The 15,159-nt window shown below is 51.5% G+C and carries 11 protein-coding genes; 5 read left to right on the top strand and 6 right to left on the bottom strand.

Translation table 11 applies throughout. The features are described 5' to 3' along the window. Position 1: 1 nt before the first annotated feature. From EYB48_RS13180 to EYB48_RS13190, 3 genes are all read right to left on the bottom strand, one after another. Positions 2-523, bottom strand: coding sequence for a GNAT family N-acetyltransferase (locus tag EYB48_RS13180; RefSeq protein WP_162020817.1), 522 nt, complete (start codon positions 521-523; stop codon positions 2-4). 148 nt (positions 524-671) lie between these two features. Next, positions 672-1,703, bottom strand: a complete 1,032-nt coding sequence (locus tag EYB48_RS13185; RefSeq protein WP_162020818.1) for a Glu/Leu/Phe/Val family dehydrogenase — start codon at positions 1,701-1,703, stop codon at positions 672-674. Positions 1,704-2,054: 351 nt separating this feature from the next. Continuing rightward, the gene (locus tag EYB48_RS13190) at positions 2,055-2,660 is read right to left on the bottom strand and encodes a dienelactone hydrolase family protein (protein WP_162020819.1); all 606 of its coding nucleotides are present in this window, start codon (positions 2,658-2,660) and stop codon (positions 2,055-2,057) included. A 389-nt stretch (positions 2,661-3,049) separates the two neighbouring features. Between EYB48_RS13190 and EYB48_RS13195 the strand changes: the two genes are divergently transcribed. From EYB48_RS13195 to EYB48_RS13205, 3 genes are all read left to right on the top strand, one after another. Beyond that, positions 3,050-4,243 (top strand): efflux RND transporter periplasmic adaptor subunit, encoded by a 1,194-nt coding sequence (locus EYB48_RS13195; RefSeq protein WP_235935115.1) that lies wholly within the window; start codon positions 3,050-3,052, stop codon positions 4,241-4,243. Between the two features lie 3 nt (positions 4,244-4,246). Beyond that, positions 4,247-7,435, top strand: coding sequence for an efflux RND transporter permease subunit (locus EYB48_RS13200; RefSeq protein WP_162020820.1), 3,189 nt, complete (start codon positions 4,247-4,249; stop codon positions 7,433-7,435). 238 nt (positions 7,436-7,673) lie between these two features. Beyond that, on the top strand, positions 7,674-9,230 hold the full coding sequence (locus tag EYB48_RS13205; protein ID WP_162020821.1) for a POT-type proton-dependent oligopeptide transporter: 1,557 nt from the start codon (positions 7,674-7,676) through the stop codon (positions 9,228-9,230). 141 nt (positions 9,231-9,371) lie between these two features. On the opposite strand, the gene EYB48_RS13210 is transcribed toward EYB48_RS13205, so the two are convergent. Beyond that, a complete protein-coding gene (locus EYB48_RS13210; RefSeq protein WP_162020822.1) occupies positions 9,372-11,045 on the bottom strand; it encodes an alkaline phosphatase family protein in 1,674 nt (557 codons plus the stop codon). A 251-nt stretch (positions 11,046-11,296) separates the two neighbouring features. Here EYB48_RS13210 and EYB48_RS13215 point away from each other — a divergent pair, with 251 nt between their 5' ends. Then, positions 11,297-12,553 carry a sensor domain-containing diguanylate cyclase gene (locus EYB48_RS13215; protein ID WP_162020823.1) on the top strand — a complete coding sequence of 419 codons (1,257 nt, stop codon included), beginning with the start codon at positions 11,297-11,299 and terminating at the stop codon, positions 12,551-12,553. A 73-nt stretch (positions 12,554-12,626) separates the two neighbouring features. After that, complete coding sequence (locus EYB48_RS13220; RefSeq protein WP_162020824.1) at positions 12,627-13,004, top strand: TraR/DksA family transcriptional regulator; 378 nt, start codon at positions 12,627-12,629, stop codon at positions 13,002-13,004. Between the two features lie 162 nt (positions 13,005-13,166). Here the strand turns inward: EYB48_RS13220 and EYB48_RS13225 are convergent, their stop codons facing one another. Together EYB48_RS13225 and EYB48_RS13230 are read right to left on the bottom strand one after the other, a co-directional pair. Further along, positions 13,167-13,781, bottom strand: a complete 615-nt coding sequence (locus EYB48_RS13225; RefSeq protein WP_162020825.1) for a hypothetical protein — start codon at positions 13,779-13,781, stop codon at positions 13,167-13,169. Between the two features lie 96 nt (positions 13,782-13,877). Further along, positions 13,878-15,089: a DUF3667 domain-containing protein gene (locus tag EYB48_RS13230; protein ID WP_162020826.1), complete on the bottom strand. Its 1,212-nt coding sequence runs from the start codon at positions 15,087-15,089 to the stop codon at positions 13,878-13,880. Positions 15,090-15,159: the final 70 nt, after the last annotated feature.

A 15,159-nucleotide genomic window follows, 5' to 3' on the forward strand; every position in this document is an offset into this window, starting at 1 on the left:
ATCAGCGCCGCTGAAAATCCGTTGCCTGCATCGCATACACCGCCATATCACGGTTATACCAGTGTTCCAGCCCACGATACTGCATGCCGAGTTTTTTCATGACATGGGATGACGCATGATTATCCGGATCGCATACCGCCACCAGATCCGGGCTGTGCAGGGTATCAAAGGCAAACGCTGCCATCGCCTGCGCCGCTTCTGAGGCATAACCGCGGCCCCAGCGGTCACGCCGCAGACGCCAGCCGGTTTCCAGAGAATTGGCCGGATCACGTCCCAGATGTTGTATGCAGCCGGCACCGACGAGGGTGTCGGTTTCAATCTCAAAGAAACTCCACCAGGAAAAGCCAAACTGTTCCCAACGCGGTTTGACCAGATCGATCATGTTCCGGGTATCGGCAAGGGTATCCGGTTTGCCCGTGATATAGCGCATCACTTCCGCATCGCTGTTCATCGCAAACAAGCCATCCAGATGGCTATCGTTCATTGGTTCCAGCCTGAGTCTGGCGGTGTGCAGTATTGTCATGGGCGCTTAGCTTTAAGTGTCAATTTGGCTTTCAATTTTATCCCAGAATAATGCAAAACAAGCGGGCAAAAAAATAGCTACCCGTGGTAGGTAGCTATTTTCAGCTTGCGTTGAAGGCTGAAATTTCAGCCAGTCTTACAACTTATATTTAGCGTTTGAACTTCGCTTCAGCAACGCGGTCCGCGATCACACTGGTCGGCAAGCCTTCTGCATCAGCGCGCGCAAAGACTTCAGCCAGGGTTTCACCGATGCGGCGTACATGCGCATCCATGCCGTCTTCCGGTGTGTTCAGGTATTCGTAGCAAACCTTGATGATGCCACCGGCGTTGATCACGAAATCCGGTGCATACAGGATGCCCTGATTGCGGCAGGCGATACCCATGTCCGGTGTGGACAGCTGGTTGTTCGCTGCACCGGCGATGATTTTCGCTTTCAGGCGTTTCAGGGTGTCAGGATTGACAGTTGCACCGAGTGCGCATGGCGCATAGATGTCAGCCGCAACATCATAAATCGCATCAGTGCCGACAACTTCTGCACCCAGCTCATCTTTAGCACGCTTGAGCGCGCCTTCATCGATGTCGGACACGATCAGCTTAGCACCAGCTTCTTTCAGGCGGCGTGCATAGTCGAAACCCACATGACCCAGACCCTGCAATGCAACTACCAGGCCATCCATATCATCGCGGCCTAACTGATGTTTAACGGCTGCCTGGGCACCGACGAAGCAACCCAGTGCGGTAAATGGAGATGGATCGCCACGGTCACCCAGACCTGCGACGTATTTTGTTTTGCCTGCTACATAGGCCATATCTGCCGGGCTGGTGCCGACATCTTCTGCCGTTACATAACGGCCGCCCAGGCGTTCCAGGGCTTCGCCCAGCGCTTCAAACAGCGCAGGCGTTTTATCTGTTTTTGGATTACCGATAATGACACTTTTGCCGCCACCGATAGGCAGGCCGGCCACTGCGTTTTTATAGGTCATGCCGCGCGACAGACGCAGTACATCGCGTACCGCTTCGGCTTCGCTGGCGTAATTCCACATACGGCAACCGCCCATGGCCGGGCCCAGGTTGGTGTTGTGTACGGCGATGATGGCTTTCAGGCCGGATTTTTCTTCTGAGGCAAAAACGACTTGTTCGTGGTGGTCAAAATTGATTTCGTTAAATACAAAAGCGGTCATGCTTATGGCTCCGCGCGGTTTGACTGAATCACAGTGCCGGATAGGGCAGACTCATCATCCCGCAAAAAAGTTAATAAATAGGAATTTAACGACATTGCTTCTGCAGCGACGAAGCTGTATCTGTGCTCATCCATGTGCTGATCAATGTATTGATAAATGTCCCAATAAAAGGGCTACCGAAAGTATTGCAGATAGAAAAACGGCCTGTGGCTGCTGGTTGCGGCAGATTCAGGCACTGGGCGGTGATTGTGTCACGCGGGGCAGAGTATAGGGGAAGGCAAGGGGGGAAGGCAATTCGGGACAGCCCTTAGTGTGGATTGGCATCAGCTTGCCGGGCGCTAAATTCAGTGCTCAGGCCGCATCAGCAATGCTGGCGTTCTGCATCATGTGATACAGCTCATCGCCATAGCGGGTCTGGCTTTTGACGCAGGAACCGCGCGAATACACGTTCATGAAGCCATGTTTGCTGCCTTTCAGCAGCTCAGCCTGATGGCCACGCTTTTGTAAATCCTGCACTAATTCAGCTGGCGCGAATGCCGCTTCCTGTTCGGCGAAAATCAGTCTGACCGGGCATAGCGGCTGCAGTTGGCGGTATTCGCGTATGCGTGAGCCATAAAACAATACCATTTGCTGCAGGCTGGACATCATGCTGTGTTCTGCATTGACCCAGAGTGAACTGGCGCCGGCGCTGAAGCCGATCGCGAAGCGCAGGCTGGCTGCATGGGCCAGCTGGGCTGCTGCCAGCTTGTCGGCAAAACGCGCAATGCCACCTTCGGCCAGAAAGGCTTGATAGGCTTCCTGCTCAGACCCAAAATGGCGGCTGCTGTCTTCAAATGGGGAAACGATGAGTGCTGGCTGAGCCAGTTGGCGCACCAGACCATCGACTGCGGCAGTGTGACCAAAGACATCGGTGGCAATCAGGACGACAGGGGCGTGAGCTACAGCAGAAACAGACACAGGACAGACCAACAAAAAGCAGGGAGGGCGCAGACTACCGGACTTGGCGTTTTTTTGCAAGGATGCCGCAGTGTGTGAACGCAGAGCCGCATACCTTTCTTTTGTCGTCTACATAGCGAACTTTGTCTGCTAACATGCTTCGTTTGCAAGACTTAATGCCTATCGCTGAACCCGTATTCTGGCGCTGTCCGGCTTGCATACTGTTTTTCAGGTATGCCCTGCAGCGCGGCGACGGCCAGTCATGGTTTGCATATGTCTTGCCTGATCCTGGTTCCGGCTGTCAATGCTGTGCATATGCAGAGAGTAGGCAGTGTCTGGCGCTGAAACTTTTTATGTGCCGCGTCATCAAAGTGGCCTTCATTATAATAATTGTTATCCGGAGATACACTATGTCGCGTCCTGGTCTGATCGTATTGTGCGCAATGCTCGCGCTCACAGGCTGTAGTAAGTTGAAAAAAGAGGATGAATCCGGCAAGGCCAGCGCCGCTGGTTCTGCGTCCGCTTCTGCTTCTGTGCCCGCCAGCCTGGACAAAGCCCTCATGGTGACACGTGAGGACTTATCTCTGGTACAAAGCAGCGCACTGAGCTCAGGGCCAGTGGTGACTGGCTCAATACAGCCAGAACGTAAGGCGGATTTACGCTCTGAAATTTCCTCGGTCGTTTTGCAGGTATTGAAAGAAAACGGGGAAGCGGTCAAGCGTGGCGATTTACTGGTCAGGCTGGATGACGCTGCAATCCGCGACAGTCTGCATTCTGCGCAGGAAGCGGAACGTGCTTCCAGTCAGTCGTTTGAGCAGGCCGAGCGTCAGTTCCAGCGCTTAAAAACGCTGCGTGCTTCCGGTATGGCATCGACTCAGCAACTGGAAGATGCAGAAATCCGGCGCAATAACAGCCAGAGCGACCTGGTCGCCGCCAAGGCACGTACCGCGCAGGCCAGACAGCAGATTACCCGCACCGAAGTACGCGCTCCGTTTGATGGCGTGGTCAGTGAGCGTAAAGTCTCTCCTGGCGACACCGCGCAATTGGGTAAGGAATTGTTGAAAGTGATCGATCCGGCCAGTATGCGTTTTGATGGCCTGATTTCCGCCGATAAGGTGACCGCGGTGCGTGTGGGCCAGAATGTGAGCTTCCGCATCAATGGTTATGCCGGTCAGAATTTTGCAGGTAAGGTGAAACGGGTGGACCCGGCCGCCAATGCCACGACCCGTCAGGTCGAAGTCCTGATTGCGTTTGCCGATGCCAATCAACCCAGAGTCGCGGGTTTATATGCGGAAGGCATGATAGAGGCGACTACCTCAGAAACCCTGATGGTGGAAAATTCAGCGGTGGTGCGCGATGGTGACAAGGCTTACGTCTGGCGCATGAAAGACGGCATTTTGTCCAAAGTCGCGATACAGCTCGGTGAGCGCGACCAGCGCCGCGGTGATTTTGCGGTGCGTGCCGGACTCAATAATGGCGATCAGGTGATACGTAATCCTTTATCCACCCTGAAAGATGGACAAAAGGCGCAACTGGTGGCGTCTGCCATGCCAGTTAAAGCCGCAAGCGCGCCAGTCGCCGCTTCTTCCGCTGCGGGGAAATAAGCCATGTTCTTATCCGATTTCAGTATTAAGCGCCCCATCGCGATGATAGTCATCATCATCGCCTTGATGGCGCTGGGGCTGCTGGCTTTGAAAAAACTCAAAGTCAATCAGATTCCCGATGTGGAGCAACCGGTATTGGTGGTCAGCGTTCCCTATCCGGGCGCGTCGCCGGAAACCGTGGAACGCGAGGTGATAAATCGCATAGAAAAATCTCTGCAAAGTATTTCCGGCGTAGACCGCCTGACTTCGACTGCGGCTGAGGGCAATGCCAGCATCGTCATTTTCTTTAATTTTAATAAGAACATGATCGAAGCTTCGGATGAGGTCAGGAATTCTATCGCGGCGGTGCGCTATAAGCTGCCGGTAGAAATGCGTGAACCGGTATTGCAGCGTATAGATCCATCGGCTCAGCCCATCATGCAGCTGGCTTTGTCATCGACCACTTTGAGTCATGCCGAAATTTCACGCAAGGCTGAGGATGAATTTTCGGATAAATTCCGTGGCATCGATGGCGTCGCCACAGTGTCTGTCAATGGTTCTCTCAAACGTGAACTGAGTGTCTTGCTGCATGCGCAGAAGCTACGTGAATACAATGTCTCGGTGGCTGAGGTTGTCACTGCCCTCAAAAATCAAAACACCACGGCACCGGTAGGGAAGGTCAAAGGCGATCTGAAAGAACAGAGTATCCGTCTGATCGGTCGTATCGAGTCGCCACAGGAATTTCAGTCTATCGTGATTAAACGCCGTGGCACGGAAGTCGTGCGCCTGGCGCAAGTAGCTGACATCGCGGATGGTTTTGCTGAAATCAGCGGCTTCAGTGTACGCAATGGTAATCCGAATGTGGGGATTTCGATTACCCGTTCACGTGATGCCAGTACCGTGTCGGTCGCAGCCAGAGTGCGCCAGCTGGTGGTTGAAATTAATAAGACGCTGCCTGCGGGTACGCGGCTGGAAGTCACCCAGGATGGCGGCAAGGATGCTGAAAGCAGTCTGAATAATGTGATCGAATCCCTGATTTTTGGCGCAGTGCTGACCATTTTTGTGGTCTATGTGTTCCTCAATTCCTGGCGCTCTACGCTGATTACAGCGCTCAGTTTGCCGACTTCGGTGGTGGCAGCCTTTATCGCTATCTGGTTGTGCGGTTTTACCCTCAACTTTATGACCTTGCTTGGCTTGTCGCTGGCGATCGGGGTCTTGATTGATGATGCGATTGTGGTGCGTGAAAACATCGTGCGTCATATGGAAATGGGCGTGGACCGACGCACGGCTGCCAGTAACGGTACCAAGGAAATCGGGCTGGCGGTGGCCGCCACCACGTTTTCGATTATCGCGGTTTTTATTCCGGTCGCATTCATGCCCGGCGTTTCTGGTGAATGGTTCCGTCCGTTTGCGCTGACTGTTGCCAGCTCGGTGCTGGTCAGTCTGTTTATCTCGTTCACACTTGATCCTATGCTGTCAGCTTACTGGGGCGACCCGCCTGGCCATCATGAGCAGCCTAAGACCGGTCTGAGTCTGGTGCTGGCGAAATTCAATGCCTGGTTTGATCATCAGTCTGACCGTTACGGCAATGTGATCGCCTGGGCTTTGCATCACCGTAAATCGATGGCAGTGATCGCTGCCATGTCGTTTGTGCTGGCGCTAGGTTTGCATGCGAAGTTTGGTGGCTCCAGCTTTTTACCTTCTGCCGATAATGGCACGATTTTCGTTGAAGTCAGAACACCTTCCAGCGCCAGTCTGGATTACTCACGTCTGAAGGTGGAAAAAGCGGCTGAACTCGCACGTACTATCAAAGAAACCAAGGCCACCAACAGTAATATAAATGCGAGCGGTGGTCGCGTGTATGTGGATATCGGCAAGAGTACCGAACGTCAGCGTTCCGCTGCGCAAATCGCGGTGGAGTTACGCGGCCTGGTCGGCAGTCTGGTTGGTGCCGAATATGTGGTGCAGGACGATCTGAACAACGGTGGTGGTAAGCCAGTGCAGATCCAGTTCTCCGGTCCGGATGCGCGCAAATTGCTGGCGATTGCCAATGAATTCATGGATAAACTGCGTAAGGTAGATGGCGCAGTGGATGTCGGCTTGTCTGAGCAGGAACCTAAGGATGAGCTGCAGATAGAGATGGATCGTGGTCTTGCTAATTCTCTGGGTATTTCGGTCAACGATGCGGCGCAGGCTCTTCGGGTTGCCTTCGCAGGCGTAGAGGTCGGTGACTGGGTCGACCCTACCGGTGAGGCGCGTGATGTGGCGGTCAGGCTGCATCCTGCTGACCGCATTAATCTGGAAAATATTGAACGCCTGCCTATCGCCGTGAGTGGCAGCGACAAAATGGTTCCGCTCGAACAGATCGCTAAAATCAGCATGGCGAAAGGTCCGGCCAAGATTCAGCATTTCGATGGCAAACGCATGATTTCAGTTTCTGCGAATGCGCAGGGACGTTCGCCGGGTGAGGTGACTGCTGATGCGCTGAAGATCGCCAAGGCGATGAATTTCCCATCTGGCTATGCGCTGGAACTGGGCGGGGCGGCGCGCTCGCAAAAAGAATTGTTCAGCGAAATGGCGATTGCACTGGTCATGGGTATAGGCCTGATGTACCTGATCCTGGTGATGCAGTTTGGCTCATTTACGGCGCCGATCGCGGTGATGTTGTCGCTGCCTTTAAGTCTGATCGGTGTGGTGCTGGCGCTGTTGATGACTAAGGGGACGCTGAATCTGATGAGTTTTATCGGCATTATTATGCTGATGGGACTGGTTGCGAAAAATGCGATTCTCTTGCTCGATTGTGCACGCGAACTGGAACGCGAAGGCTTAGACCGCGAAGAAGCGTTGATGACAGCAGGGCGTAAGCGTCTGCGTCCTATCCTGATGACGACCTTTGCGCTGATCGCCGGTATGCTGCCGGTCGCGATAGGTCTGGGTGAGGGCGGTGAATTCTATCGCCCGCTGGCCATTGCGATTATTGGCGGTACGATTACCTCTACCTTGCTGACCTTGCTGGTGGTGCCGACTTTCTATGACAGTATAGAAATCAAGCGCGACAGCATGATCGCCAAGTTTTTACGACGTGAGCAACGCTGGAATACGTTTGTCGCATTTGTGATGACTTTACTCGAAGCCCTGCTGACTTTACTGTTAGTGCGCTTCGTATTCCGTATGCTGATGTGGCCGCTGCGCTGGATGCGCAAGCGCCGTTAACGCCTGTTGCGCAGCAGATCAGCAATGATGCGCTGCGCAAGCGCTTCTTGCTTGACTTGATCGGGGCAAATCGGGATACTGCGCGCACTATTTTCTAGCGGAATGGATTGCCGCCCTTACTGCGCTTTGCCTGACCGGACGTGCTTGTGTCTGGGCTTAGCGCAGCTTGCAATAAGGGCGCGCTCATCATGCATTTAATGATTTACCACAACTTACAATAACTGAATTGGAGAAACCGATGACGCAGCAAACTGCTCAATTGGATAAGCCGAAGATGCCAGGGCAGATCCCCTACATCATCGCAAACGAAGGATGTGAACGTTTCAGCTTTTATGGCATGCGTAATATCCTGACCCCGTTCCTGATTACCAGTCTGCTGTTATCTATGCCGGAAAGCATGCGCGCTGGCATGGCAAAAGAGGTATTCCATACCTTTGTGATCGGCGTTTACTTCTTCCCTTTACTCGGTGGCTGGCTGGCTGACCGTTTCTTTGGTAAATACAATACCGTGTTCTGGCTCAGCCTGGTGTACTGCGCGGGTCATGCCTGTCTGGCGGTGTTTGAAAATAATAAGGAAGGCTTTTATACCGGCTTATTCCTGATTGCGCTGGGCTCGGGCGGGATTAAGCCACTGGTCACCTCGTTTGTCGGTGATCAGTTTGATCAGAGTAACCGCAGTCTGGCCCAGAAAGTATTCGATGGCTTTTACTGGATCATTAACTTCGGTTCCTTCTTTGCATCGCTGCTGATGCCTATTTTCCTTAAACAATACGGTCCAAGTGTCGCCTTCGGTATTCCGGGTATCCTGATGTTTATTGCGACCGTGATTTTCTGGTCGGGCCGCACTAAATATGTCCATGTGCCGCCATCCCCAAAAAATCCTCACTCTTTCCTGAACGTGGTGAAAACCGCGCTGAATGCACATCAGCCAGGTCAGGCCCGCACTGGTTATTTCATTGCGGTATTGGGCGGGTTGCTGGCGCTTGCGTCCTTAACCCTGATCCCAAGTGTCGGTGTGGTGGCAGCGTTCTGTCTGGCGCTGGTGCTGGTCCTGGGTTTTGGTGGTATGGGCGCATGGCTGCAACTGGAGCGTGCACGCGGCGTGCATCCGGATGAAGCTGTAGACGGTGTACGTGCTGTGCTACGTGTATTGGTGGTATTCGCACTGGTCACTCCGTTTTGGTCACTGTTCGATCAGAAAGCATCGACCTGGGTCTTGCAGGCCAACGATATGACTAAGCCGGAATGGTTTCAGGCGGCTCAGATGCAGGCATTGAACCCTTTACTGGTCATGCTCTTGATTCCGTTTAATAATCTGGTTCTGTATCCTATGCTCAAACGTATGGGGGTGGAGCTGACGGCCTTGCGTCGCATGGGACTTGGTATCGCCTTTTCTGGTCTGGCCTGGATCGTGGTTGGCTTTATGCAGCTCGCGATGGATGGCGGTGATGCCTTGTCGATTACCTGGCAGATTCTGCCGTATGCATTACTGACATTTGGTGAAGTGCTGGTATCGGCGACTGGTCTGGAATTCGCTTACAGTCAGGCGCCGCTGGCGATGAAGGGCGTGATCATGAGTTTCTGGAATCTGTCTGTGACGATCGGTAACTTGTGGGTTTTGCTGGCCAATTCCAGCGTGAAGAGCCCGGCTGTGACCGAGTACATTAAAACGACAGGTATCAGCGTGACGGCTTTCCAGATGTTCTTCTTCGCCGGTTTTGCGCTGGTCGCTGCCTTGTTATTTGCGCTGTATGCGCGTAGTTACCAGATGCTGAATAATTATCGTAAGTCCTGATACTGATTCTGTATCTGCTGATTGCTGGCAGGCTGCAATAAATAAAAAACCGCATGTCTTGAACATGCGGTTTTTTTATTGCAGCGTATTTAACGGAGTACCCGGTGATACTGGCTAACGCGCTACATCGCTTCCTTATTATCAATTCAGAATTTCGCTCAGCACACGGCCTTCCGCACCGGATGGTGGACGTATCCGTAACAGATGGGACAGGGTAGGTGCGATGTCAACGACTTCTGCATATTGGCTGTAGTTACCAGCGCGGAACCATGGCTTACCCATGATCATCAATGGCACATTGGTATCGTAACTATACGGAGAACCATGTGAGGTCCCTTTGGCGCCATAGCTGAAATAGGTGTAAGGCTGGGTCACTAACAACAAGTCGCCGGACAATTGGCGGTTCCAGGCGCGCTGTATCAGTTTGGCCTGACGCGTGTCCGCTACCATACCTTGCTCCAGTTGGTGACGGGTGTAGACATTGGCGATGCCCGAATAGCCAAGCAAGAATTCTGCTGCGGCTGCTTCGATGTCACTTTGCTTCAGATTCTTTTCAGCGATCAGCTTAGTATTGAGCAAAACAGTCGGGCTGGACCATTTTTCTGCCAGTTGATCGCTGCCGAATTTGGCATTGAGCGCTTTATTCAATGCCGCCATCATGTCTTTACTGTTGATGCGTTGCGCTTCACGTTTGATCGATTGCGAAAACTCAGGCACATTCGGGAAACCATGATCGGCAGTCAGCACGACGATGGTGTTATCCAGACCGACACGTTTATCGAGATAGCTGAAGAAGTTACCCAGCAGTCTGTCCAGTCGCTGCAAATGATCATGTGACATGCGGCTTTCCGGGCCATAGGCATGATTTACATAGTCGTGGCTGGATAAACTCACGCCAAGTACATCAGTCACGCCAGCTGGATTTTTACCCAGATTTTCACCCTCAATTGCAGCACGTGCGAAGTCCAGCGTCATTTCATCAACAAACGGGCCGGTGAGCAGCTTGTTGTAATACTCGGCATCCGGTTTGCCGGACTTGCTTACATATTGGTAAGGGAAACGCTCTTTAGGATCGGCGACCAGATCATCGCTGGCATCATTGGTATATGCCTTATCAGCCAATAAAGGCTTCCATTCCTGACCGTAAAAGCGATCTTGCGGATTGTTCTGGTGATATTGCTGCACCCAGGCCGGATGACTTTGCATATAGTAAGTACTGCTGGCGAAATGGCCAGATTTGCTCATGTACATATATGCCGTACCTGCTTTGCCACCTAACAGGATGGCACCACGGTCTTTGCCGGACACGGTAATCACTTTGGCCTGGTTGCCAGTCGCGTACTTGAGTTCGTCACCAACTGTACTGACTTTCAAATTGGCTGGAGAGGTCCCGGCGCCGGCTTTCGTTTCTTCGCCTATATAAGTATGCGCATTATCTTGCGTGCAATACATCTGTTCCAGCGTTTTACGATCTGTCCATTCGTTGGCGATAATGCCATGCTGATACGGATAGGCACCGGTCAGGATGGCAGTGTGACCAACGGCAGTCAGCGTCACGCCATGAGCCTGGTGGGCATTGCTGAACCAGGCGCCTTTGTCTAACAGACGGCGGAAGCCACCATTAGCGGCAAACTGTTCGCGGTAACGCACAACCTGCTCTTGCGGCAGGCCATCCACTACCAGTACGACCATCAGTTTGGGTTGTGCCAGCTTTTCGCCAGCTTGCGCGGCGAGAGCGATAACAGGGGTACTGAGCAGGCTGGTGATGAGCAAACGTCGCAGCAAATTGGCGGATGGGGTAAGTTGCAGTTTCATGGAAATAGTATCCTGGTTGATAGGGAAATCAGAATTAAGCTGTTGCTGGCGGAGCTGACCTTCGCGCCTAGTTTAGCTAGCTATTATTTCATGCTTATGATGCGCTTGTGATCAAGCAGGCAGAAAAAGGCTGTTGATTATTGTTGCTTTGTAGAAAATCATGTTGCACAGTAATTTTGTGCGTGCTTTTGTCAGATCGCAGAGTAAAATAAAAGCTGTTCTGATGTCCTTCACTTTCCAAAGGTCTCTTTTTGAATTCCTTACATTCTTCTATTTCCCTGATTGACGTTCTTCCCAGCGCGGTCTTCATCGCGGTAGATGGCGTATTGGTTGATGCTAATCCGGCAGCATTGCGCTTGCTTGAGGCTGAGGAGTTGTCGCAACTGCAGGGGCAGAAAGTGGCTGATCTGGTACATACCCTGGATCAGACCCGCTCACAGGTCAGAATTCAGAAAGATGGCGGTAGCTGGGAAAATCCGGCTGCAAAAATGCGTATCCGCACCTTGAAAAATCACTTCCGTATTCTGCTGGTGGCTAGCCGTTCCATTCAATACCAACAACAGGATGCGGTGCTCATCAGTGCGCTCGACATGACAGAACATGATGAGATGGATGCCCATTTGCGGCAAAGTGAGCTGGATTTCCGCCGTTTGTTTGAAAATATGCAGGACGTGTATTACCGCACAGACGCTGCGGGATATATCAGAAAAATCAGCCCCTCAGTGCTGAATATGCTGGGCTATGAACCGGACGAAGTGGAAGGTAAAGACGCGAAGTCTTTCTATCTGGATGCTGAAGAGAGTGAGTCTTACCGGCAGGCGATCTTGTCCAGAGGACGAGTGACTGATTTCCCCGGGAAAATGCGCTGCAAATCCGGGCGTGTGATTGATATTTCTCTCAATAGTCAGGCGCTGTGCGATGAGCAGGGCAATTTTGCAGGCATAGAAGGCGTGTTCCGCGATGTCACGCAACGTAATGCAATGGAGCTGGAGCTTAAACGTCTGGCGACCACTGACGCGTTGACGAATATAGAAAACCGGCGTGCTTTCCTTGAGCATACCGAACATGTCTTTAAAAGCGCTCAGCGTTACAACACGCGGGTTAGCTTGTTAATGCTGGATCTGGACTTGTTTAAGACCATCAATGATGAGCATGGACATTTGGTTGGTGATCAGGTTTTGGTCAGATTTGCAGAAGCAGTAAAAATTGAGCTCAGAGAGATTGACTTGTTTGGTCGTTTGGGTGGCGAAGAGTTTTGCGTATTGTTGCAACAGACTACAGATCAGCAGGCCATGATTGTTGCTGAGCGTATTCGCAAGCGTGTTGAAGAATTGCGCTTTTTTGATAATGATGGCGCCCAGTTTGGTGTGACCGTCAGTCTCGGCATCGCTTCTAACCATCCGCAAGACCAGCAACTTGAACGTTTGCTTGAGCGCGCTGATAAAGCTTTGTATCAGGCTAAACACTCTGGCCGTAATCAAAGCAGGGTTGAAATTTTGCCCGCATAGGTATTGCGCTGTATCAAAGTCATCAGGGGGTAGCGGAGTAATCTGACTCATATCACTTCAATCCGGAGATAAAATGAGTCTGAGCAGTTCCCAAATCGAGAGCCTGAAACAGAAGCTGGATGCTTTAAAGTTGCGCATTCAGGAAGACTTGCGACAGCATAACCCGGCCACGCACAGCCTTGCTGCTGAAGCTGGCGACAGCGCAACAGGCGATACACTGAATCACGAAGCGATGTCGCAGTATTTGCACCAGCATGCGGAATGGGAGGCATTGCAGCGCGCTCAGGCCAGACTCAGCGAAAATATCGCGGATGTCTGTAAAGAGTGCGGTGCCAATATTCCTTTTGCCCGGCTGGACGTGGAGCCTACTGCCGAGCGTTGTATGCCATGCCAGACTGCGCTGGAGGCAGACGACAAGCGTTTGCACTTACACGGCCATTCAAGTATGTAGTGGGTCTGTATATTAAAAAAAGGTTTGCAATCGCTGCAAACCTTTTTTTATACCTTAAAGACAGATATCCGACTTAGGTATGAGTGACGAGCGATGAGTGATGCACCATAGTCCGGACATCTGCAGCAGCGTTCAGCTTGCAGCACTCACCTGTTCTCTGCATTAATTGGCCGACGGTTTAACGAAGCCTTCAGAAATCTCTGTGATGATTTTCATGGGGCGATATTCGCCGATACGCGGATCAAAAATATCCTTTACCTCGCAGCGTACGGTGACCATTTTTCCTGTGAGACCCGTGTACTGAGCGGGCAGATCCAGGTTTCCTTTGGTTGGCGATAACCACACAACTTTCTGCGTCTTACCCTGGGTATCTTTGATGATTAAACTGACATAGCCTTCTGTCTCTATTTTTTGTATCGTTCCTGATATGTCAGTCACAGTGTCTTTTATCATGCTATACAAGCTGGTAATCGGGCCCGGACATACGGCGGCCATTCTGGTGCCTATGATAGCGCCGGCTTTTTCCTGACCCTTGCGTTCAATATCAAACAAATCGACTTTGTAATCTGCCAATATTTTTTCCCGGTCGGCAGGGGTGACGGATTGCATGATGCACACACCCAGCTGTATGGTTAGCGCTTCCTTGTTAATTCCTTTGCGCGGAATTTTTTCTATGCAGGCACAGGAACGGTTCGCAATCGCTTCCATATATTCCTGTTGAGCGAGCGCGGGTGTCATCATGATGGTCATGAATAAAGCGAAGATCAGTTTTTTCATATTAAGTCAGGGTTAATTTGGGTAGAACATGATGCCCTTGGCATGCTTGTCAGTTATTAAATTGCAGGATTGCCATGGAATTACGCATGCAAATAATTACATGCTGGCTGCCAGCAATGACAAGATGAAGAGCAAGATAGAAATGATGGCTATCAAGATCAAAAACACGGTGCGCCAGATGCTTTCTAAGGGAGTTAGCTGATACGTCCCTTTGAGTTGTGCATACATGTGTACAGGTGGCCCGCAAATAATCAACACGGCTGCTAAGGCGCCCAGGCCAAATGTGCTTAGTACGCTACAGACTATCATCAGGCACGCCATAAAGCATAGCGAATACAAGGCGAACACTGCATGGTCAAACATCACAAATTTTCTTCGAAAAACAAACATCAGCCATAAAAACGGCAAGGCCAAAGGAGGAAGTAGCAGCGCAAACTTAGAGGCCCCGCTTTTCATTTTGTAAATTACCAGCTCAGGATTTTCCGATGCATGTCTGAGTCGCGTGGTTAGCCAGGCTGGCATATTGTTCTCTGCGCTTTTCTCCAGCTCTGTCGTCAGTTCTTTTAAACCGGTAGCTGCGGATTGGTCCTTATTTGTTGGCTTAGTAAGCTTTGTTGTGCTGCTTTGTGCCTGACTGGCTGCGGACGCAGCGAGATCCTTTTCAAGTTCTTCGATATCACGTTGCAAGTCCTTCGCAGCCTCACTGCCTGCCTGGACTTGTTTCTGCTGTGTACGCAATTCCGCAATTTCGTTTTTCAATGATTCCTTTTGCTTTTGCGAAAGCACCTTGGGTTCTTCTTTGGCTTGAAACCCACCATCAGTCGCTCCGGTTAAAGAGAAGACGAAAAACATCAGGAATAATAAAAATAAATACAGTGCGAGCGGAGATACGAAGCGGGTCCGCTTCCCTTCTATATAGTCCCGGGTCAGTTTTCCCGGAGAGATCGCCAGCGCTGGCAGAGTACGCCAGGCCTTGGTTTCAAAATGAAATAAACCATGCAGTAATTCTTCTGCCATATGCAGCAGCGAACGATGGATATGTGTGGATTGTCCGCAGTGATGGCAGTAAGCACCTATCACAGGCTGGTGACAATTGGCGCAATTGCCATGCTCAGCTTCCGCCTGCTTATCTAGGGAAAGGCCTGAAGCGATGGTCGCTGCCGCAGTAATATCTGTATCTGGGGTTGTTTCCGGGGACATGCTGAATTCCTGATTTGAATAATAGTGATTTTGCATCAAGCAATCTGCATCCTCAATCTTTCCGCTGGGTACAGATGATTTTCCTAAGAAAACCACACGTAATCGCATAATTCATCGAAGGGTGTTGACACAATCCGGCCGAGGCTTCATAATCTCGTTTCTCTGCTGCTGACGAACA

The sequence above is a fragment of the Cognatundibacterium crateris genome, assembly GCF_010078235.1.
Lineage (GTDB): Bacteria > Pseudomonadota > Gammaproteobacteria > Burkholderiales > Burkholderiaceae_D > Undibacterium > Undibacterium crateris.

What these genes read in the sequence shown, in the direction of transcription:
- EYB48_RS13180 (WP_162020817.1), bottom strand. Translation starts at nt 523, where the DNA reads ATGACAATACTGCACACCGCCAGACTCAGGCTGGAACCAATGAACGAT.
- EYB48_RS13185 (WP_162020818.1), bottom strand. Translation starts at nt 1,703, where the DNA reads ATGACCGCTTTTGTATTTAACGAAATCAATTTTGACCACCACGAACAA.
- EYB48_RS13195 (WP_235935115.1), top strand. Translation starts at nt 3,050, where the DNA reads ATGTCGCGTCCTGGTCTGATCGTATTGTGCGCAATGCTCGCGCTCACA.
- EYB48_RS13200 (WP_162020820.1), top strand. Translation starts at nt 4,247, where the DNA reads ATGTTCTTATCCGATTTCAGTATTAAGCGCCCCATCGCGATGATAGTC.
- EYB48_RS13205 (WP_162020821.1), top strand. Translation starts at nt 7,674, where the DNA reads ATGACGCAGCAAACTGCTCAATTGGATAAGCCGAAGATGCCAGGGCAG.
- EYB48_RS13210 (WP_162020822.1), bottom strand. Translation starts at nt 11,045, where the DNA reads ATGAAACTGCAACTTACCCCATCCGCCAATTTGCTGCGACGTTTGCTC.
- EYB48_RS13220 (WP_162020824.1), top strand. Translation starts at nt 12,627, where the DNA reads ATGAGTCTGAGCAGTTCCCAAATCGAGAGCCTGAAACAGAAGCTGGAT.
- EYB48_RS13225 (WP_162020825.1), bottom strand. Translation starts at nt 13,781, where the DNA reads ATGAAAAAACTGATCTTCGCTTTATTCATGACCATCATGATGACACCC.
- EYB48_RS13230 (WP_162020826.1), bottom strand. Translation starts at nt 15,089, where the DNA reads ATGCGATTACGTGTGGTTTTCTTAGGAAAATCATCTGTACCCAGCGGA.